Source organism: Deinococcus alpinitundrae (assembly GCF_009982895.1).
In the GTDB taxonomy this organism is placed as follows: Bacteria; Deinococcota; Deinococci; order Deinococcales; family Deinococcaceae; genus Deinococcus; species Deinococcus alpinitundrae.
The window spans coordinates 1-20215 of the sequence record NZ_WXZL01000042.1; the positions used below are offsets into that span (position 1 = coordinate 1).

Sequence of the window (20215 nt, forward strand, 5' to 3'; positions counted from 1 at the left end):
CTCCAGCAGCTCTTGCTCCCTCGGCGTCCCAGTCATCCACCCCAGCTTAACGGCAGCACCCCCATCCAACGACGGAATTGGGGGGCGCTAATCAGATACAGCAGCCTGATATTGCAAGAGGGAAGTGGAGGGTCAGTTCGGTCTGGCCTGATGTTCCTCAAATCGAGTCGGTGAGCGGTACCCCAGACTGGAGTGGCGTCGCTCGCGGTTATAGAAGACCTCGATCCACTCGAAAACCAGATTGCGCGTCTCAGCGCGGTTTCCCTGGGCCTTGTGGAGATCCAGTTCCAGCTTGAGGGTGGAAAAGAAGCTCTCTATCGCGGCGTTGTCCCAGCATTCTCCCTTCCGGCTCATCCTCTGGAGCGCCTGGAGGCGCTCCAGAGCCTGTCGATACTCGCTACTGGCATATTGAACTCCCTGGTCTGAGTGATGGAGAATTCCCTGTCCAGGACAACGGTGATGCTGGGCCATCGTGAGGGCCGCCACGACCAGCTCGGTGTGGAGTGTCTTGCGCATCGCCCAACCGACAGTCTTTCTGGAGAACAGATCCATCACCACTGCCAGGTAGATCCAGCCCTCGTGGGTGGGCAAATAGGTGATGTCCGTCACCCATTTCTAGTTCGGCTGGTTCGCAGTGAACTCGCGGTTGAGCAGATTCTCGACCACTGGATGCCGGTGATTGGAATTTGTCGTCGAGCGAAACTTCCGCTTGCAGCGCACCTTGAGTCCTGCCACCTTCATCAGCCGGGTGATCCTCGCCCGACTCACCCGTAGCCCCTCGTCCGCCAAAACCGCCTGAACGCGGGGGGCACCGTAGGTGCCCCGGCTCTCCTGATGAATCCTTGGAATCAAAACTGTGAGGGTGACGTCTGCCTGGACGTCACGGTTCTCTGGCCTTCTCCAACTCGGCGGCGTAGTCGCGTTTGCTGGCCGTCATGTCAGTCTCCATTGTCCGTCAGACTGAACCCCTCCTCCACGACACCGTAGCAAGATCAGCCGACGTTCCCGCATCACCCGCAGGACGCGCTTGTGGTTCGCTGGACGTCCTCTGCGGGCGAGTTCATGGGTCACCCGGCGATCACCGTACCCGCTCCACTTCAACACCACCGCCTCAATGTCTTCGGCCAGTGGCTGATCGCGGTCCAGCACATCCCGGCCCAGCCGGTGGACATACCAGGACCAGCTCACGTCGTGCAGGGCACACAGGCGACGCACCGACACCGTGGGATGCGCGATACGCGCATCCGTGATCATCTGGTGCCTTTTTTCAAGGGGTACGTCGCCAGCGATTTTCGTAAGATGGTGTTCTCCAAAGCCAGCTGGCCACAGTAGCGTTCCAATTCCGCGATGCGAAGTTCAGCGCTGCGGTCTGTTTTGGCACCATCGGTAAACGCGGCCTCACCACGGTCTTCGACTTCTTTACGCCAGCGGTGAATCAGGCTGGGAGCTCGTGAGTGCTCCCGGCAGAGTTGGGCGGTGCTGTGCAGGCCAGCGTTGATTCCGGCCGACCACCTGAATCTTGAACTCACGGCTATGATTCCGTCCTGGCATCTGGGCTCCTTCGCGGTGCAGTCAGCGTAACGGCTGATCGGAGCGAAGTGTCTTGGCCTTTGGTCCTGTCCGGGGGATTCACTCCACCCTGAGCTGCACCCAGCAGACCGTCACTACCTACCGCGAGGACAGCGCGGTGGTCAAAGTGGCCCGCGACACCGTAACCCTCAGCCGCATTGGACCGCCCGGCGATCTGAGAGCCACCATCTTAACGCGTCAATTTAAGCTGTGTAAATGTCACAGCGATCCCGCGTTTATCGCCGCTTTTGAAAAGCATTGTCTTTCCATTCCAGTTGTCGTAATGAAATTCCAGGCGGTTTAGGCCCGGCTTACCAGGCAACGTTAGACGATCTTTGTACTCACCATTCAGTTGCAGCGATACCGTCTTCAGGATCTTATTATTCAAAAAAATTCGGACACGTTGCTCAGGCACGGGCGTGCTGAGGGTCACGTCCAGGGTTACGGGTTGTAAGGTGGGGAGCCAGAATGACACATCGCTCCGCTCAGGCCCGGCGTTCCTAAGCAAATTTTCACTGCCAAAAAAATTTTTGATCTCTGTGACATACGGATTTACACCCTTCACAATATCCAAAATGTTCCAGTCCATAACCCAACGCATTGCGCTCGATGTCTTGTCGCAGTTCGCAAAATTTAGAAGGCAATCGCTCTTACCACGCGTCACCTCGCGTTCTAGCCACGGAAATGAATGAATGGCCCAATCTGGTTGGGATTCAAAATATAGAAATCGTTCCGGAATCTCCCAAAGAATCAATCTGGGGTTACGAAACTTGTACTCGTTTGACTGTATGTAGTCTGCGAGTGACTGCCAAAATCCCTTTCCTCCAATAGCGAAGCTTAGGATGTCGCGTTTTGTAGCAACCTTCAAAGCTTTGCTGAATGTTTGCTCATACGCAGTTGGCAGACCGCGCCCATCAAAGACAGCTGAATAACTGGTGCCGAATAATGTCACAGCGGGTATCGGAGCGTCGCTAAGTAAGTCGGTGTTATCAAGTGTGAGACTTAGGCCGCCAATTGCTTCAGTTTCAAAATGGGATTGCTGATTTTTGGGAATGTGGTCAATCAAGTCCATATGAGATGGTATGGCTGGAAGATCTTCTGCCGAAATATTAATCTCAGCCAAAGGACGCAACTGGCTGGCCAGACTTTTCGCTATCGCCTCAGCGGCTACCTTCATTCCGAGCGGAGTCCAATGACTATCTGTTTTAAAGTACAGCTTACCTTCACTTTTATGAGCAATCAACGGAGTTTTAAGATCTACATTAATTATACCCAGTCTATTAAGATCAGCTGTTATTCTTCTATAACTTCCATTATAGTCCAGAGAGGCCTTTAGATTGTCTGGTAAAAATTCAGAGTAGATACTTGCTTTAGTTGGAATTATCATGACGGCAACTTCAATGTGTCTCTCGCGAAGCATATGCACAGCTTGTGCTAGTGCGCTGAGCTGTTCATTATAAACGTTCCGCGTATTAGTGAATCTTTGAAGTTCTTCATTTGTAAAAAGCCAATTACTTTTTCCTTGCACAACTGTAGGAAGTTCTTGAGCTTGAGCTATTGCGAGAAGGAAGGTGCCTAAAACCATCAATCGCTTCATTCTTTCTCCTGATATGACACCCGCAAAAAACCTCAGGGACTTTCCAGACTACGACCAGAGTCTTATCTCCCAGCAACCCGACGTCCTCGTCCGAGGGGGTGTACTCGAGTTCGCATACCCTGTCAGTCTGGGGCTGCCCGTTGCCACTGGCACGTAACGTAGCAAATTACCAGTGCGCGACTTCCCTTTTCACCTGCACACCGTATCTGACAGGCAGCAAATTGACGCTGATAGCCTCCTACTCTTCGTCCACGCTCATGCCACTGAAGTTCAATTGAGAAGCGTTTTTAGAGAGGACGTGCTGCCGATCCTGGCGAAACTCGAAGGTCTGCCGGACATTCCCGGCCATAACCTGAGCGCTGCCCGTGCATGGCTTCGACGGGCTGCCCAGGGTAAGAAGACTTCCGACGGTTGTTTTGCCTTAAATAGCTGCACGGCAATCTGAGGGTAGGGGTGGCCTGAACTACAGGCCACCCCTACCGCGACCGTTGACCACATCTGGAACACTTTTTGCTGATGATTTCGTCTGTTTGAGGCGGAAACGCTGGTTCAAGAGTGGTAGAGATTGGTGATTCGGACGTTCAAATTCAGGAATTCTTGAGCGTGTCTTCGACGCCTAAATCCTGGCTGGGATCGGTCTTGTCGTCGTGTGGATCTCAACAATGTTGTTGCAGCGTGCCATTGAAATCATCTGCTAGTGGTCGACGTTGACCAAGCTGGAAATCTCTCGGACGCGCCCTCATAGCTCCGCAGCTGATCGGTGTAAATGACCTCTGGGACATCGTATTATCCCAGCAGCCGGGTCAGGAATGTCTTCGCCGCTTCAGTGTCCCGATGCCTCTGAAGGAGGATGTCGAGCACGAACCCGTATTCGTCCACCGCCCTCCACAACCAGTGGCGAACGCTGTCCACACCTCGTTGAGATGCCACCGGGAACCCCGACGAGGTTCTCGGTGGCGCAGGTCTTCAGCGAAAGAGGGTCCGAACTCGGTACATCACTCGCAAAGGGTTTCATGATTGACTTGAATACCGCTCTGGTGCAGCAATTCTTGGGCATCTCGGTAACTGGTCTGAAATCGGTGGTAAAGCCAAACGGCGTGCTAGATAGGGTCTGAAAGGTAGGGCGTCAAGGATCGGATCAGCAGAGCACCTGCTTACCCAGCAATGCAGCCATTCGCTTGCTTTCGAATGCCTCGTCGTACGGCCGTCCTGAGGTCACGACCGCGAACCCAATGCCAAGCAACTTCCGACCAAGTGCCACCAGCGCGACTTTTGCAGGTTTTCCACGCGCACGGAGCTGACGGTCATACTGTCCCACTGGCCCTTTGCATTTCATGGCCCCGATCGCGGCAAGGGAGGCCGTGCGACGCAAATGTTCGTTTCCAGTTTTTGAGATATGGGCTGGCCCGGTCATCGCTCCCGATTGATGTGGGGCGGGCGCGATACCAGCGTACGCGGAGAGTTGACGACTGGAATGCAGGCCCAGGAAACTCTGGGTTTCTGCCAGCACGCTGGCAGCGGTGACAAAGCCATAGCCTGGAACGGTCAAGAGCAGCTTGAGAGGCTCGGAAAGCTCGGTGTTCATCGCCACCAAGGTGTGCATCGAGCGTTCGAGGGCGGTGATCTGCTCCTTGAGCAGATCAATGCGCTGCTGTACCAGCGCGACCACCGTCGTCATGGTGCGCGCCTTGTGCTGGAGGGCATGCAGCCGGTTACGCTCCTGGGTCAAGGTCTGCAGTAAGGTTTCCCGTTCTCGCACCAGAACTTTCAGTTCTTCGACCGACGCCAGCGGTGGTTTTCAGGGACTGGGCTGCATCACCACGCCATACCGCGCGATGATCTCGGCATCCATGGTGTCGGTCTTGCCGCGTCGCAAGACGGATCGGGCAAACAGCTTGATCTGTGCTGGGTTGATTACGCTGACCCGGCAGCCGGCCTGGTGTAGGGTCAGCGCGCAGGTCTCCCAGTACACACCGGTCGCTTCCATCACGACCTGAAGCTCAGCTGATGTGTGCCCGTGTGAGGCCGCCCAGCGGAGCAGTTGAGCACACCCGGCCACCGTATTCTCGACGTTCGGCAAGGCGCAAGGTGTGAACGGTGGGCAGCCTTCGGCAGCCCGCAGATGAGCAAAGAACACGTCTTTGCCGATATCGATGCCAAGAACAACCACGAAAAACCTCCCTGAAAAGTGGGGTGGTCAGGTCAACATGCTTTACTCGGACTGTCTCTTATATGCAGGCTCGAGGCCTTGGATAGGGTGCAGTCTGCAAGAAAGCGCCCGGATCAGCCCGGTCTAGGACACGGTCTCGAACGACCAAAAGTGCGTACTGGCTTGCTGACCCGGACTGGCCGGACAGCTCATTCTGATCAGGAAGGCTGCCGAGACCTAGATATAAAAGTGCGTTTTAGAAGTCGCTTTGCTGGTATTCAAAGCGCTGTCAGGCGGCGAGTCATGACCTGATAGATGTGGTTCTCCAAGGTCATCGGGGGTGCTGTGAAGCTAGCGGTGCTGACGACCCATGAACCGAGACGTATGAAACACTGAACACATGCGTCCCGTCCTGGCCACGGCCCTGTTGCTCCTGACCGCCCTCCCGGCCCTGGCCGAAGGGAGTGCCGTTCACAGCGGCCCGCCCGCTTTCCTGGGGCAGCTCACCCTACTGCTGCTGGTCAGTGCTGCCGCTGCGTACCTGTCGTTCCGGGTGGGCCTCGTGCCGATCATCGGCTTCTTGCTTGCGGGCGTCCTTGCTGGGCCGTCCGCGCTTGGCCTGATCCGCGACCCGCAACTCATCTCGGACGCCAGCGAGATCGGCGTGATGCTGCTTCTCTTCACCATCGGGATCGAGTTCAGTCTCGACCGGCTCGCCCGCATCGCACGACTGATTTTCCTGGGCGGCGGCCTGCAGGTGATCCTCACGGTCGCCCTGACGGCCCTTGTCCTGAATGCCTTCCACGTCACCCTTCCGAACGGTGTGTTCACCGGCTGCCTCATCGCGCTGTCCAGCACCGCCATCGTCCTGAAACTCCTGTCCGCGCGCGGCGGCAATGGCACGCCCGCCGCGCAGGTCAGTCTCGGCATCCTGATCTTCCAGGACCTCGCGGTGGTCGTGATGGTCCTCCTGATTCCCATGCTGGCCGGGCAGGGCGGCGGCCTGGGCGGCGTGTTCGTCGCGCTTCTCAAGGCGGGCGGCATCATCGCGCTCGTCCTTATTGCCGCACGTCGCCTCGTGCCGCCCCTGCTGGAAGCAGTGGCCCGCACCTGCAGTACCGAGATCTTCCTGCTGACCGTCGTCGCCCTGTGCTTCGGCACGGCGTACCTCACGGGGCTCGCGGGCGTGAGTCTCGCGCTCGGCGCGTTCCTGGCGGGACTGCTCGTCAGCGAGAGCCGGTACGGCACGCAGGCGCTCGGCGAGATCCTGCCGCTGCAGGTGCTGTTCAGCGCCGCCTTCTTCCTGTCGGTCGGCCTGCAACTCGACCTGGGCTTCCTGGCGACGCACCTGCCGCTCGTGCTGGGCGCGGGCATCCTGATCGTGCTGCTGAAAGTGAGCGTGACGGGCGTCAGCGTACGCCTGCTGCGCGAATCGCCCGGCACCAGCATCTACGTCGCGCTGCTGCTCGCGCAGGTCGGGGAGTTCAGCTTCGTGCTCGCCACGACCGGCCAGACGCTCGGCCTGAGCTTCGCGGGCCTCGGTACGTCCGGCACGCAGGTATTCATCGCGGCGACCGTGCTGCTCATGGCCTTCACGCCCGTCCTCGCGGGCGCGGGCGCGACCCTCGCCTCACGCAAGGCAGCGGCCCGTCCGACCGCATTGCCGACTGGCACGCCGGACGTCAGCGACGCGCCCGGCGAGGGCATGGACGTCCGGGGCCGCGTCGTGTTCGCCGGGTACGGTGCGCATGCCCGACTCGCGGCCCGCGCCCTGAGCCGCGCCGGACAGACATATGCCGTCGTGACCCGGAATCCGGACGGCGCGTCGGAACTGGAGTTGCGCGGCATGCCGGTCCTCATCGCGGACTACACCCGCGTGAGCGTCCTGACGGACCTGAATATCGCGGCTGCCCGCGCCCTGGTGGTCGTGGACGACGACGAAGACCTCACGCACCGCGCCGTGAGCGTCACGCGGACCGTTGCACCCGACCTGCCGGTGATCGCGTTCGCGCGCACCGTTCCGGAACACCAGGTGCTGCAGGCCCTCAACACCACGCACATCCTCAGCGCCCACAAGGAAGTCGCGGCGGGGCTCCTCGACCTGCTCACCCCGGACGCCGTGAGCCGCAGGGATCTGCGCCGCCACCTCAGTGACCTGCCGGGCGTCATACTCACGGACGAGCAACAGGCACAGTGTGAGCATGCACGCAGCGCCGCCGGCCCCACTATCCCCGAAGCCGACGTGTGCCTGGAATGCCTGGCGACAGGCGATACTTGGGTGCACCTGCGCGTCTGCATGACCTGCGGCCACGTCGGCTGCTGTGACAGCAGCAAGAACCGCCATGCCACCCGCCACGCCACCACCCAGGCGCACCCCGTCATCCGCAGCGCCGAACCCGGCGAGACGTGGGCGTACTGCTACGAGCACCGCTGGACGAAATGACCCGAACGAAGGGGCCGCGCCGCACCGAAACCGTCGCCCTGGGAATGTCACTGCGGTGCCCTGTATGGCGTCTTTACAGAGGCGCTTCAAGCCGGTGGCGATGAGGGCAGCAGAACCAGGGCCTGGCGAGAGGCTGGTGGACTGGCTGTCCAAGGATGGGCCTGAGTTTGGTCAATAACAGAACGCAGGCAGCGACGAAATGGAAGCCGATCAAGGTCGAGGAGAGGCGTTCCAGATCACGCCCCAATCGACGAAAGCGTGACAGCCACGCCAGCGAACGTTCCACCACCCAGCGTTTTGGCAGCAAGACAAATTCCCGTGAAGCGTCCGGACGCTTCACGACGATCAACTCAATATTGCTTTTGCGCGCCGCATCCTGCGCTTGTTCACCGGTGTCGCAGTGATCGGCAAAGACCACCTCCAGCATCCACCGGTGAGCTCCTGGGCGCTGTGACACAGCGCCTCCACCTGCGTCCGGTCCTGTTCATTGGCTGGCGTTGTGGTCAAGGTCAACAGGTGACCGAGGGTATCCACCGCCAGATGGACCTTGGTGCCCTTGCGTTTCTTCGCGCCATCAAATCCCGCGCGGTGCCCACGCTCCGGGGTGCTTTGGAGCGTCCGGCGATCGACGATGATCGCCGTAGGCTCAGCACCATGCTGCTGCTGAACGCGGCTGAGCAGGCGCAAATCGTGTACGGCGTTCTCAACGCACCCTGCTTCGAGCCATCGCTTCGCCTGGCTGCGGACCACCTCTGCCGGTGGAAGATCATGTGGAAGAAACGCCCATTGCGCCACTGTCCGGCTCATCCACAACAGCGCATTGAGCACCTCCCGCAGCGGAAATTTCCGCTGCGGGGCATCCTCTGCGGTTAACGCCAGGTACGGCAGTAAGAAGTGGTACGTCTCGTCATCCACATCACTCGGGTACGCACGGCGATCCATTCATCCAGTCTGCCAGCGGCAAAATCACCCAGCACAACTTCGATCCCCTCTCACCCAGCCTCTAGGCAAGACCGAATTCAAGTGGGCCTGGTCAGCTGATCAGAAGGAGCACAACTCGACTCGGCGAAGACCGTGCCGCTCGTCGACGTTACCGCCGCGTCTGTCTGGGACAAGTAGGTCGCGCCCCTCTTCCCGGACAGTGTGGAGCTGTTTTCAGGGGTGGTTTCCAGGAAGCTATTACAAAGCGCAATGTAGAACACTCCCCCCTTGTCTCAAGCTGGCTTCATTCCTCCTGCTCACGTCCCACAGCGGACTGGAGACGAAGATCTAGATTCTGCTCGAACTGCTGCTGACCTGCGGTCGTCAGGTGCAGCTCACGGTGTTGACCCACAACGAGCCAGCGCCTTTCCAAAAACTGATTCAATAGAGCTGCGCCCACTGCGCCCGCAAGGTGCGGACGTCGCTCACTCCAGTCCAGGCAAGGCCGTACCAGCGGCCTCCGTTTCCCTCTGATAGTCTGAATATCAATGCCCAGCGAAGCCATCCACCTTTCACCTGTGGACGCCAACGTCAGACCACCTTCATGCTCCATCACCCACTGCTTTTGCCGCAGTGCATCCAGGAGGAGGACACCCAACTCCCCGGCCAGATGGTCGTAACAACGTCTGGCAAAACGCAGCCTGGCTGGTGTCCTGGACACGGGTAGCCTGATTTTCTGCTGTTCAAAAGCGATCAGCGCTTCAAGAAGCTGCGCGACATCACGGTTCGCCAGCCGAAAATAACGGTGTCGTCCCTGCGGTTCAACCTGTACCAACCCTGCAGCAAGCAGCCGAGTCAAATGGTTGCTGGCCGTCTGGGGAGAAACGTCTGCCTCCCTCGCCAACTCGCCTGCCGTAAAGGACTGACCACTCAGGAGCTGCGTCAGCATCTGGGCGCGTGTTGGATCGGCGAGCAATGCCGCTGTGCCGCTGATGTCTGGGAAGAGAACCATGCCACCAGCCTACGCACGCTCACCGCCTAACTGTTCAGGTGATCCTGAAACATTGTTCCTCTGCTCCTCTCTAGGGTGCAGACATGACACAAATGCCCAATCCACTCCAGGCCGTTACCCACCCTGACGCTGAAGCTCTTTACGAGCAATTGCTGTGTCAGCCTTTCCACTATTCCCCGCTTGCGAAGTGCTGGGTGGCGACTTCCTCTGAGGAAGTCGTTACGGTGCTGGATGACCCTCGCTGCCGGGTGCGTCCAGTTCACCAACCCGTCCCGCCCTTTCTGTCTGGTTCGGTCGCTGGAGAAATTTTCGCCCTGCTCGCTCGGATGACCGAGGGTGAGGGACACCTGCAGATCAAGGCAAGCCTCATTCAATCGCTGGAACATTTCTCAGAACACGAAATCAGGATCCAGGTGGCGACGGTCGCAACCGCCCTCCAGGCTGAATCTCCACTTGAATTCGCGTATCAGATGCCCGTCCTCAGCATGGGGAAATTGCTGGGTGTCCCGGCGGTAGAGCTGGATCAACTGGCGATCCTGGTCAAGGCATTCACCGCGTGCATCACGCCAGGAAGTCCCAGCCATGAAGTTCAGGAGGGCATCCATGCCGCGCCTTCGCTCTGGCGCTTTATGGAAGAGCGGCTGGACTCAACGTTTGTGTCGTCACTTCCCCAGAAGACCCGCGTGGCGAATGCCATTGGCCTGCTGTGGCAAGGCTACGACTCCACCGCCAGCCTGATTCTGCACGGCATGCTTGCCTTGGAGCATCGTCTACTTCCGGTGGATTGGAATGCGTTCCTGACTGAACTGATCCGTGTGGCAGCTCCCATTCAAAATACCCGCAGGTTCATGGGAGAAGCGGGTGTTCTCTTGGAGCAGAATGTCGAGGCGGGGGATACGGTGCTGCTGCTGCTCGCCGCAGCGAACCGCACGGCGACGGGTGCTGGATTGAGTTTTGGTCACGGCGTCCACCGCTGTCCAGGGCAACGGTTGGCGACCTTGATTGCCGAAATTGCCCTGGCCTGCTGGCACGGGTCCAGAACACCCGCCCCGCTCTTTCACAGCGGCTTCAAACCTTCGCTCAATGCCCGTATTCCCCTGTTGGAGGCGCTTCAATGATTGCCGTAATTTTTGAAGTCTGGCCCGCCGAAGGGCAGCGGGACACCTACCTTGACCTCGCGGCGAAGCTCAAGACTGATCTGCTCACGATGAAAGGCTTCATTTCTATCGAACGTTTTGCGAGCCTCGCAGATTCTACGAAGCTCCTGAGCTTGTCGTTTTGGGAGGATGAAGAAGCAGTTCAGAGGTGGCGCAATCTTGAAGCACACCGTGAAACCCAAGCATTGGGACGGCAGTTTGTCTTTAGAGATTACCGCTTGCGGGTTGCTGGGGTTTCCCGTGACTACGGGATGAACCAGCGGGCGCAAGCGCCTGCTGACAGTCGCACCCAGCATGATCGTTAGGTGGAAACGATCGTGCATGACATCTTTTAACGGTTGTGTTGCCTTAATTGGGCTGGGGTAGGCTGACTCACCGTGACCGAGCAAAAAACTTACCGCCACCGTTTTCCAATGACCATCATCCAGCACGCTGTGTGGCTGTACCATCGTTTCCCGCTCAGCTACAGAGATGTTCAAGAATTGCTTCACCAGCGCGGCATTGAGGTCAGTCACGAGACCCTCCGCGAGTGGTGCATCAAATTCGGACCTCTGTTCGCGGAAGACTTGCGCCACCTCCACATCCCGGAAGAAACTGGTGACGTTGATGGTGAAGTCCTGGAACAGCGCCTCGATCTCGTCGGGGACCTCCTCCAGCAATCTGAGGTACTGGGACACGTCCCGCAAGCGCCAGCCCAGCATGCGGCGTTCGATCCGGCGAATCAGGGTCGGGCGCTTGTAGCGGCTGAAATCGTGGCCCATGCGCTGCTGCACCAACCGCAGGATCGTCTGGAGCGGCGCACTTGCCGGGTCACTGTCGTTCAACAGCGCCCCAGCGTTCAGACTCAAGGGTTGCTGGGTCAGACTCAGCAACCGCGCCGCAAGGTCGTCGGGCGGCAACACGGCATCGGCAAGGTGGGTAGCGGCGGCGCTGCTGGGCATCGAGATGTATTCAGCCGTGTCCGGGTCCTGCACCAGAACCTGCCCGCCCCATCGTTTGATGGCCTGGATGCCCCGCGTTCCGTCCGTGCCCATACCTGAGAGCACGATGCCCACCGTGTGCTCCCGCTGATCAGCGGCCAGCGCAACAAAAAAAGCGTCAATCACATTGCCTTTGACGTCCGCCAGGTCACCAAGTTGCAGGACACCGTTCAGGATGGACAGACTGAACCCAGGAGGAATGATGTAGACCCGGTCGGCCTGAAGGACCATACCGTCCTTGATCTCAACCACCTGCAGGCTGGTGCAGCGCCTCAGAATGTCCGGCATCAGTCCTCGGTGTCCAGGATCGAGGTGCGGCACCACCACGAACGCCAGACCTGTGATGGGTGGCAGCCCCAGGAAGAAGCGCTCAAAGCCGTCGAGCGCGCCCGCCGAGCCCCCGATGCCCACCACCGCCAGAGGAGCCGTTGGGTGAATGGCAGTGTCGCCTGGCAGGCGCTCGAGGCCGACTGACGGCGTTTCTGGGTGAACGTGCTCGTCGGGCATCATAGGGCTCCAGGGAAGGGGAAGCGTCTGCTGACGGGGCTGGCTCCGCATTTGTCGTCGTGGAGGTGAGGGAGCTGGAGCTCGGCGAAGTCAATAAGGAGCAGTGGAGGGAAAGGGACGTTGTTGTGATCGGCCACCGCCCTTCCGCTCATTCAAGATACGGTGTGCGCTCTCTGCACACTGGTCTACATCTCTAAAGCAGACCAGTCTTTCCCCAGACGTACGGGCACCGTAGACCTTCTGGCATGGCTTGAGGATTAGTCCTACAACCGCAGTTGGGTAGCGGTAGGCTGAGGAATGCTACGTTCCAGCGCCAATCCACGACCCAAACGATGGTAGATGGACCTGCGTACGCTTCATCAACGATTCTGGCAAGTTAACCAGACGTCATGTGAAACATGAGTGCAGACCCTTCTCACACTCAAAGTCAAGTAGAGGCAATTCACCTTCAGCTACCTTGATTATTACGTCAGAAAACGCATCCCTTACCGTGTATTCGCCATGTACTTATAAAAATAAAGTGATATGAGTCACGAGACACTTAACCTGCCAGAACCGTGAGGATGCAGGCGGCCCCGGTGGTCCGGAGACTGGTGTCCACGACCCTGATGCTGACATCTTCGTGGCACTGGTCAACCGCTCCTTCCCCTGCCTTTGGTTGTGCTGAAGGTCGCGAACGGCGTGGACGAGTCTAACCCGACCTGACCGACCTGAACGTCATGAACCTGAACTTCAAGGCCGGTGTGGGCCAGGCCACGGTGCGGCCTTTCTGCAAAGGGCGTCGTCACCGCTGTCGTAGGAAGCAGCGTTGGCTCGGCGACCATTGCCACTCCTACCGGGATCAAGGTGCGCGCCCGGATCAGCAGGGGCGTGGGGCAGATTACCGTCGAGCAGGTTGGAGGGTGAGGTGCAGGCGAAGTTTGGTCGTAACGCTTTGGAAACAGGGGAAGGTCAGGCTTCGGGGTAGAGGCAAGCACCGTCTGAGCTTAAGGCAACGCGTCAGTGCCGCGCCCTGACGGTTCAGGTTCTGACTGGCGCGCCAGCCGAGCGTCTGAGGTGCAGTTCAGTGGCCTGGCGGGGATGCCGCGCGCCTGATCCACCGACCACGCTTGACCCACACCGCTCGATTCACCTCTGTCCAAGGAGACCCCCGTGTTTGACCATATTCTTGTCCCGATTGACGGCAGTCCGCTCAGTGCGCTCGCCCTGCCGGTGGCGGCCGAAATGGCCCGTTGCCACCACAGTACCTTGACCGTGCTGTACGTCGTACCCCCACTCCCCGTTATCTACGGCGAATCAGCCTACACCTTCAACGATCCGGAGGCCAGCGAACGGGCGAAAGCCGAGGGTCAGCGCCTGCTGGAAGAGGCCCGCACCGCGCTGGGCTCCCCCAGCATCCGTCTTTTGTGCCTGGAGGGCGGTAATCCAAGAATTGCTCAGGCGATCGCTGATGTGGCTGAACAGCAAAGCTGCTCACTGGTGGTGATGGGCACCCACGGCCGCAGTGGGCTGGATCATTTCTTCCTGGGCAGCGTCGCCGAGGGCGTCATGCGCCGGGTTAGGGTGCCGGTGCTGCTGGTCCGGGCACCGAAACCCACCGCCTCCGTGCCGGGTCAGGAGGACGAGCCGCACCACGCCGCTACGCTGGAGGTGAGCGCATGACCACCCGCCCCCTTCAGCCAGCCACGCCCGGCTTGCTCCGTGAACCCAACCTGTCGCGCCTGCTCTTCGCCGATCCCAGGCTGGCCCCCGTGTGGACGCTGCTGCGCATCTATGTCGGCTATGAGTGGCTGATGGCCGGCTGGGGCAAGGTCACCAACCCGGCCGGAGTGTGGGTCGGCGAGAAGGCCGGCACGGCGGTCAGTGGCTTCCTGACCGGCGCAGTAGCAAAGACGGGCGGCGCACATCCCGATGTCCAGGGCTGGTACGCCTGGTTCCTGCAACACGTGGCGCTACCTAACGCCGCCGCCTTCTCGTACATAGTGGCCTACGGCGAGGTGCTCGTCGGCGTGGCCCTGATCCTGGGACTGTTCACCGGCATCGCGGCCTTCTTCGGCGGCGTGATGAATGCCAGCTACCTGCTGGCCGGTACGGTCAGCACCAATCCGCTGCTGTTCATCCTGGCGACCTGGCTGGTGCTGGGCTGGCGCGTCGCGGGCTGGTGGGGACTCGACCGCTGGGTGCTCGCCCGCTTCGGCGTGACCGCCCAGCCCGCCTCGCGGCCCGTCAAGGGGCCGGACCCAAGCCCGCAGCTGCACGGGTGAAATGCGGCGTCGTGCTGCGGACTGTGGTAACCCGACGTACCTCAGATGCGTACGTCTGGGCAGGTCGTGATGATGCACGGGCTGCCGGATGAGCAGGCCGCGAAGCGGCGGCCCAGTTACAGGTCTCGCATGGGCCGCACATCTTCAGCAGCGGGCGCTCGTCTGGCCTCCTGACAACACTGCGGGAGGTGGTGACAAAGCCAGTGTTCTTGCTGCAGCGCAGTTTACTTTGGGATGGGCCAGATTCACGAGGCAGTGACGCTTGGCACGGCCCTGCTGCTCGTTTCGGGCATCTCGGTGTACCAGTCGCTGCGCAGTGACCATGTGCTGGGGGCACTGCGTGACCTGACTCAACCGAAGGCGCAACTCTGGCGCAGCGGCGTGCTGGTCAACCTGCCCACTGAGCAGATCGTGCTGAGCAACGCCCTCCTGATCGAGGAGGGGAGCCGCCTGCCCGCCGACGGCACCGTGCATGAATCCAGCGATGTCACCGCAGACGAATCGGTACCGACCGGCGAATCGGTGGCGGTCCACAAATCAGGGGGCGACAGGGTGTGTGCCGGTACCAACGCAGCGATGGACCGCGTCTGGATGAGCGTGAAGGCGGTGGGTGTCCAGACCGAACTGGGTCGGATCGGGCGCAGCCTGGAGAGCCTTCAGACCGAGAAGACGTCGCTTCAGCGTCAGATCAATACCTTCGTTCTTCGGGTGCTGGTCAACCGCTCGTTCACGCTCCCGGTTTTTCGCACGCTGCGCACGCCCAACCGGGTGCTGTGGCTGCTGCTGGAACTGACCCTAGCCATGCTGCTGACCACGCTGTTCTTCGGCCCGGTCTGGCCGCTCTTCGGCTTCACGCCCATGCCGCTGGCGTGGCTGGGCTAGTGCGCCCTGATTGGCGTGGGCTGGGTGGAAGTGACCAAGGCGGTTGTGACGTGGCGTGGGACGCCGACGAGGGCGGCTAAACCGGGCAAGAGCGTATGAATGTCGCCGTGGTCTTTGGGCTGGCCATCGCCATCAGGTCGACAGATCAGACCAACCAGAACCGGAATCCAGAGTCGAGCGTTCCTGGATCGTCAAACAAACCCTGAAACCTGTTCAATTACCGTTTTCACCCTGAACCCCGTTGTTCTCCCCGAGAGTCATGAGGAAAGCGTATGAGTGCAGCTGAGCGTCTCCCTCCCCAGATCACTAATCCGCCCACAACCCTCAGACTCCAACCCAGACTCAGCCGCTGGGCCTACGTCCTGATCGTCATCGGCACGCTGTCTCTTTTCGACTTGGTCGGTCTTGACAACTGGGGCACAGTGCTGATCATGATCGTGATCGGCGGCGTGCCCTCCTGACCCGTCATTACCCCTGGGGGCGGACGCTGGCGCTGGCGCTGATGAGCTTTGTGCTGGTCATGGTCGGCGGCTGGTACTTCATCCGCCCCGCCTTGTTCGGTGCGCCGAGCACCGAAACAATCAGCCTGCCGCTCACGGCGTCCCGCGCCGAGATCGCGCTGTCGACTTCCGCTGGGCGGCTGGAGGTCGGGCCGGGCAGCGGCGGCACGTTGATCGCGGGGACCCTGGGTCTGAACCGCAATGAGCGGCTCGAGCGCCAAATGGCGACGCGCAGCGATACCCAGGTGGTGCAGCTGACGGTCCGGCAGACCGGAGCCAACATCCTGCTCTTCGGGACGCTCGCTCAAGACACTGCACGCTGGCTCGTGACCCTCTCGCCGGTGGTGCCACTGGTGCTGAAGGTCACCACCGGCGTTGGGGACTCGGCGCTCAACCTGGCTGACTTGAAGGTGACCGATCTGAGGTTTGAAGGAGGCGTCGGACGGGCCACTGTGCGGCTGCCCAAGACAGGGATCGTCTCCGCTGACATGAAGAGCGGCGTCGGCCAGCTGAATGTCACGGTTCCCAGCGGCATGAAGGCGCGTGTGCGCGTCAGTACCGGCCTCGGGACGGTGAAAATGCTGGGCGACTTCCAGAGTGACGGTGAGATCTACACCTCCAGCGGCTATGCGGGAGCCAGCAACCGAATCGACCTGCGAATCAGGGGCGGCGGCGGAGCCGTCACCGTCGAGCAGTTGGGGCGTTGACTCCTCCCTCACCTCAGCCGTAGCCGTAATGCTCTGGCAACAGGCCACGGTCAGCATTCAACTCAGGACACGTCGCCATTCACAGCTCACGGCGTCCCAGAACGACCAAGAGGTACATCATGAAGACCGACGATCAGCTGTTCAGAAACGCCAGCACTCTGCTCATCGCCCTGACTCTCGGTGGCGCGGCCTCAGCCATCGACTGGCGAACCGGCGACAGCGTGACTGTGGCCAAGTCCGAGATCATTCAGGATGATCTGTATGTCGCTGGCAACAACGTGCAGATCGACGGCACCGTCAACGGCGACCTGTTCGTGGGGGGGCGTACGGTGACCATCAACGGCGAAGTGCGCGGCAACCTCTGGGCATCGGGCGAGACGCTGATTCTGGGTGGCAAGGTGTCCCAGACGGCCCGCTTCGCCGGTTCCGTGATCCGCGTGCAAAACAGGGCCAGCATCGGGCGCGATCTGCTGGCCGCCGGTTCAGAAGTTGTGGTGGCCCCTGGCGTTGTCATCGGGCGCGACGTGGCCGTAGGCAGCTCCCAGGCTCAACTGGACGGCCGGGTGACCCGCAACGCCTACGTGGGAGCCAACGGCATTGAGGTTGGGGGCGTCATTGGCGGAAATGCCAAGATGGCGGTTGGAAACACCGCCGTCCTGACCGGACGCTCGATGACGCTGGGCGACCCTGGCCTGCGGTTTACCCAGGGCGGGCGGATCGCGGGGAACCTCACCCTGCAGCGTTCCGACTCCGGCCAGGCGGCCCTGCCCGCCGGGGTGGTGGGTGGACAGGTGACGTATGCCCCAATCAACGGTGTGACCATCCAGCCCCGGCGCAATCCTCTCACCAGCTTCCTGAGTGCCTTTGTCGGCAGCGCGCTGCTAGGCCTGCTGCTGTTCTGGCTGGCCCGCCCTCGGCTTCTGGGCGTCTGGGAGAAGCTGCGGACCGCGCCCGCGTCCAGCCTCGGCTACGGCGCTCTGGCCTTCATCGGTCTGCCAGCCTTGGCCCTGCTGGGCGTGCTGGGGCTCGGCCTGCTGGCTGGCGCGTTGTTGCTGCTGCGCCTCGGTGGTCTCGGCCTACCGCTGGCCTTCATTGGGATGCCCGTACTGCTGGGTGGCGCGACCCTCGTCGCCTGGCTGGCGCTGCTGGGCGCACAGGGTTTCGCGGCCTACCTGATCGGCACTTGGATCGTCCACGCGCTGCGGCCCCAGGCGACCTTCGCCCCAGTCGCCACGGTACTGATCGGTGCCCTGCTCCTGGCCCTCGTCCTCCAGATTCCCGTCCTGGGTGCCCTGGCGACCCTGGCCGCGCTCTTGCTGAGTCTCGGCGCGCTGTGGCTGACCTTGCGCGCCCCACCCCGCCGCCCACTTGTGCCTCAGGTCAGCGCGCCCCAGGCCACCTGATTTTGCACTGATCGCCCTGTTCCACCTGACAATGCCGGCCGCGAGCCTCATCTTCCAGGTCCTCCAAGGGACTTCGCGGCGGGTATAGAGAAATTCCGGCCCTGTCCCAGAAGCCCGCAATGAGAGCAGCGAGGTTTTGAGCGGTTATTCGCTACAAATAACCAAATTCTGGATGAAATAAAAAATGGAACAGAAATCGACCAAAGAATCCCATAAAGACAGCAAGGCAGGTGTGGGTATTGCCATTGGCGTGGGTATCGGAACTGCGCTCGGCGGGGCAGTGGGGATGGGTGTTGGGGCAGCCATGGGTGCCCCAACAGGCGCAGTTGCCCCTCGGCTGGTTCGTGCTTCAGGCTGTGATCTTCAGTGTGCTGCTGGTCGTGCTGTTGCACAGCGTGGTCAATACCCTGGCTGGCCCCTTGCGTGTCCTCTCCTCAACAGAAGGCATCTTGCAGCTACACATCCCAAGCACCCTATTGACTGTGGCGGCCCTCCTGATAGTGAGCTGGCGGCAGGTCAGCCCGAACGCTCAGCACCACCTCACCTACCCTGGAGGACCGATGAACACAGGATCCCAACTCGACACGCCCGCCTCACCACCGCGCTCCGCAGATTCACCTGCGCGCTCCAGAGACCGGCACCCAAAACGCTGGCAACGCGCCGGCCTGTGGACTGTTTTCAGCCTGGCGGGCCTGCTACTCCTGGGCTGGCTGGGCCTCCAGGTCAGTCCTGCGCCGTTTCCGGCCGTTCCAGGGACGGCGGGGGTGCCGGAGTCTATCCCACTGCCACCCAATCTGCCTGTACCGGTCGAGCGGTTCTTCCGCCTGACTTACGGTGAACGTATCCCGGTGATCACCTCGGCAGTCATCACCGGCCGGGCCACCATCCGCCCCATTCCCGGCGGTCCCACCCTGCCCGCCCGCTTCCGCTTCATTCACGAGGCCGGGCATAACTACCGTCATTACATTGAGGCCACCTGGTTTGGCCTGCCGATTCTGCGCGTCAACGAATCGTACCTGGATGGGGTGAGCCGCATTGAACTGCCCTGGCAGAAGAGCGAGGGCAATCTCCAGACCGCGCAGGCGAGCAATCTGGGCCTGTGGGCCGAGACCACCTCGATGCCCGCCGTGTTTCTGATTGACCCACGGGTCCGCTGGCAGGCCGTGGACGACGCCACTGCCCTGCTGATCGTCCCGTTTGGACAGGCGCATGAAACTTTCGTGGTTCGCTTCGACCCCGCCACGGGCCGCCCGACGCTGCTGGAGTCGATGCGCTTCAAGGGTGAGACGGACACACACAAGACGCTGTGGTCGAACGAACTCCGCCAGTGGGGGAGCTTCGGTGGGGTGACCCTGCCGCGCATCGGCACCGCCACCTGGCAGGACGACGGCACGCCCTGGGCCGTCTTCACCACCGAGAGCATCGACCTGAACACGAACGTGCGCCAGTCCGTGCGGGCCAGGGGGCTGTGACATGAGAAGTTTCCTTCACTGGGGCGCAGGAATCATCCTCGCCCTGCACGGGCTGATCTGGGGCGTGGCGGCCCTGGGCTTCGTGCTGGTCGCTGCTGCCTTCCTGCTGGGCTGGGGCGGATGGCGACCCGGATTGATCGCGGTGACGCTCCTGTCGCTCAGTCTCACCATCCTCGATGCTGGCATTGCCTTTGCGGGCGTGGCGGTCAACATCGTGATTCTGCTAGCGCTGTGGTTCGGATCGCGCCGGGGTTCAACTATTCCCAATTAAAATCCCCGGCCTGAGTCGAGTTTAATTGCAGGCCACTACAGACCATCAAATAGAGGAGCTTACCCAAGATGCAGCAGAAATCAAACAAAAAGTTTTCAAAAAGCGGTAATTTGAGTGTTGGCATTGCCACTGGAATGAGCTTCGGAGTTGCCATCGGTGTGGCCCTGAAAAATATTCCCATCGGCATCGCATTGGGCGTAGGTGTGGGCGCGGCCATTAGTGCGGGTCTGGAGAGTCAGAGCAAGCGCAAAAGCAAATTGGACGGCACAAAATCCGAGTAGGCGCACCTTCCATGGCGTCCTGTCTCTACTATTTTTGAGTTTCGTCAGACAAGAGGTCTTCTCCACTTTGATACTCGTATTCCGGACGTTGCTCTGATAA

At 60.6% G+C, this 20215-nt stretch carries 20 protein-coding genes and 4 pseudogenes; 14 read left to right on the plus strand and 10 right to left on the minus strand.

What is annotated here, in order from left to right; all coding sequences use genetic code 11:
- Positions 1 to 132: 132 nt before the first annotated feature.
- The 3 genes from GUI70_RS20830 to GUI70_RS25300 form a co-directional block, all read right to left on the minus strand.
- Positions 133 to 609 carry an IS3 family transposase gene (locus tag GUI70_RS20830; protein WP_161884212.1) on the minus strand — a complete coding sequence of 159 codons (477 nt, stop codon included), beginning with the start codon at positions 607 to 609 and terminating at the stop codon, positions 133 to 135.
- A 6-nt stretch (positions 610 to 615) separates the two neighbouring features.
- Entirely contained in the window at positions 616 to 852 is a 237-nt protein-coding gene (locus tag GUI70_RS25295; RefSeq protein WP_161884213.1) for an IS3 family transposase, read from the minus strand.
- 81 nt (positions 853 to 933) lie between these two features.
- Complete coding sequence (locus GUI70_RS25300) at positions 934 to 1107, minus strand: IS3 family transposase (RefSeq protein ID WP_368733639.1); 174 nt, start codon at positions 1105 to 1107, stop codon at positions 934 to 936.
- On the opposite strand from GUI70_RS25300, the gene GUI70_RS24645 reads away from it, so the two are divergent.
- Positions 1030 to 1332, plus strand: a complete 303-nt coding sequence (locus GUI70_RS24645; protein WP_237725088.1) for a hypothetical protein — start codon at positions 1030 to 1032, stop codon at positions 1330 to 1332. The genes GUI70_RS25300 and GUI70_RS24645 overlap by 78 nt on opposite strands.
- Before the next feature lie 427 nt (positions 1333 to 1759).
- Here GUI70_RS24645 and GUI70_RS20845 read toward each other — a convergent pair whose 3' ends face one another.
- The 4 genes and pseudogenes from GUI70_RS20845 to GUI70_RS20865 all read right to left on the minus strand — a co-directional run bounded on the left by GUI70_RS20845 (position 1760) and on the right by GUI70_RS20865 (position 5336).
- Positions 1760 to 3166 (minus strand): alginate O-acetyltransferase AlgX-related protein, encoded by a 1407-nt coding sequence (locus tag GUI70_RS20845; protein WP_161884215.1) that lies wholly within the window; start codon positions 3164 to 3166, stop codon positions 1760 to 1762.
- Between the two features lie 477 nt (positions 3167 to 3643).
- Positions 3644 to 4266 (minus strand): annotated as a pseudogene (locus GUI70_RS20855) (IS6 family transposase); the annotation flags it as partial.
- 38 nt (positions 4267 to 4304) lie between these two features.
- Positions 4305 to 4895 (minus strand): transposase, encoded by a 591-nt coding sequence (locus tag GUI70_RS20860; RefSeq protein ID WP_161884217.1) that lies wholly within the window; start codon positions 4893 to 4895, stop codon positions 4305 to 4307.
- 69 nt (positions 4896 to 4964) lie between these two features.
- Complete coding sequence (locus GUI70_RS20865) at positions 4965 to 5336, minus strand: IS110 family transposase (protein ID WP_161884218.1); 372 nt, start codon at positions 5334 to 5336, stop codon at positions 4965 to 4967.
- A 379-nt stretch (positions 5337 to 5715) separates the two neighbouring features.
- Here GUI70_RS20865 and GUI70_RS20870 point away from each other — a divergent pair, with 379 nt between their 5' ends.
- Positions 5716 to 7758, plus strand: a complete 2043-nt coding sequence (locus GUI70_RS20870) for a cation:proton antiporter domain-containing protein (RefSeq protein WP_161884219.1) — start codon at positions 5716 to 5718, stop codon at positions 7756 to 7758.
- Between the two features lie 148 nt (positions 7759 to 7906).
- Here GUI70_RS20870 and GUI70_RS20875 read toward each other — a convergent pair.
- Both GUI70_RS20875 and GUI70_RS20880 read right to left on the minus strand, forming a co-directional pair.
- A pseudogene (locus GUI70_RS20875) lies at positions 7907 to 8700 on the minus strand (IS5 family transposase); the annotation flags it as partial.
- Positions 8701 to 8983: 283 nt separating this feature from the next.
- Positions 8984 to 9691: a winged helix-turn-helix domain-containing protein gene (locus tag GUI70_RS20880; protein WP_161884220.1), complete on the minus strand. Its 708-nt coding sequence runs from the start codon at positions 9689 to 9691 to the stop codon at positions 8984 to 8986.
- 83 nt (positions 9692 to 9774) lie between these two features.
- Between GUI70_RS20880 and GUI70_RS20885 the strand changes: the two genes are divergently transcribed.
- The 3 genes and pseudogenes from GUI70_RS20885 to GUI70_RS20895 form a co-directional block, all read left to right on the plus strand.
- Positions 9775 to 10809, plus strand: coding sequence for a cytochrome P450 family protein (locus tag GUI70_RS20885; protein ID WP_161884221.1), 1035 nt, complete (start codon positions 9775 to 9777; stop codon positions 10807 to 10809).
- Positions 10806 to 11153, plus strand: coding sequence for an antibiotic biosynthesis monooxygenase family protein (locus tag GUI70_RS25305; RefSeq protein ID WP_161884222.1), 348 nt, complete (start codon positions 10806 to 10808; stop codon positions 11151 to 11153). Before GUI70_RS20885 ends, GUI70_RS25305 begins: the two co-directional genes overlap by 4 nt.
- Before the next feature lie 108 nt (positions 11154 to 11261).
- Positions 11262 to 11423: pseudogene (locus GUI70_RS20895) on the plus strand (IS6 family transposase); the annotation flags it as partial.
- Positions 11424 to 11516: 93 nt separating this feature from the next.
- On the opposite strand, the pseudogene GUI70_RS20900 reads toward GUI70_RS20895, so the two are convergent.
- Positions 11517 to 12386, minus strand: a pseudogene (locus tag GUI70_RS20900) (chemotaxis protein CheB); the annotation flags it as partial.
- Between the two features lie 1101 nt (positions 12387 to 13487).
- Here GUI70_RS20900 and GUI70_RS20905 point away from each other — a divergent pair.
- The 9 genes from GUI70_RS20905 to GUI70_RS20945 all read left to right on the plus strand — a co-directional run bounded on the left by GUI70_RS20905 (position 13488) and on the right by GUI70_RS20945 (position 20115).
- Entirely contained in the window at positions 13488 to 13997 is a 510-nt protein-coding gene (locus GUI70_RS20905; RefSeq protein ID WP_161884223.1) for a universal stress protein, read from the plus strand.
- Positions 13994 to 14599: a DoxX family protein gene (locus GUI70_RS20910; RefSeq protein ID WP_161884224.1), complete on the plus strand. Its 606-nt coding sequence runs from the start codon at positions 13994 to 13996 to the stop codon at positions 14597 to 14599. Before GUI70_RS20905 ends, GUI70_RS20910 begins: the two co-directional genes overlap by 4 nt.
- Positions 14600 to 14833: 234 nt before the next feature.
- Positions 14834 to 15481 (plus strand): P-type ATPase actuator domain-containing protein, encoded by a 648-nt coding sequence (locus GUI70_RS20915; RefSeq protein ID WP_161884225.1) that lies wholly within the window; start codon positions 14834 to 14836, stop codon positions 15479 to 15481.
- Positions 15482 to 15753: 272 nt separating this feature from the next.
- On the plus strand, positions 15754 to 15942 hold the full coding sequence (locus GUI70_RS20920; RefSeq protein WP_161884226.1) for a hypothetical protein: 189 nt from the start codon (positions 15754 to 15756) through the stop codon (positions 15940 to 15942).
- Positions 15943 to 15983: 41 nt separating this feature from the next.
- A complete protein-coding gene (locus tag GUI70_RS20925; protein ID WP_161884227.1) occupies positions 15984 to 16688 on the plus strand; it encodes a toast rack family protein in 705 nt (234 codons plus the stop codon).
- A gap of 119 nt (positions 16689 to 16807) precedes the next feature.
- Positions 16808 to 18091: a bactofilin family protein gene (locus GUI70_RS20930; RefSeq protein WP_161884228.1), complete on the plus strand. Its 1284-nt coding sequence runs from the start codon at positions 16808 to 16810 to the stop codon at positions 18089 to 18091.
- 308 nt (positions 18092 to 18399) lie between these two features.
- Positions 18400 to 19563, plus strand: coding sequence for a DUF6544 family protein (locus GUI70_RS20935; protein ID WP_202630543.1), 1164 nt, complete (start codon positions 18400 to 18402; stop codon positions 19561 to 19563).
- A gap of 1 nt (position 19564) precedes the next feature.
- On the plus strand, positions 19565 to 19834 hold the full coding sequence (locus GUI70_RS20940) for a hypothetical protein (RefSeq protein ID WP_161884229.1): 270 nt from the start codon (positions 19565 to 19567) through the stop codon (positions 19832 to 19834).
- Positions 19835 to 19902: 68 nt separating this feature from the next.
- On the plus strand, positions 19903 to 20115 hold the full coding sequence (locus tag GUI70_RS20945; protein WP_161884230.1) for a glycine zipper domain-containing protein: 213 nt from the start codon (positions 19903 to 19905) through the stop codon (positions 20113 to 20115).
- Positions 20116 to 20215 lie beyond the last annotated feature (100 nt).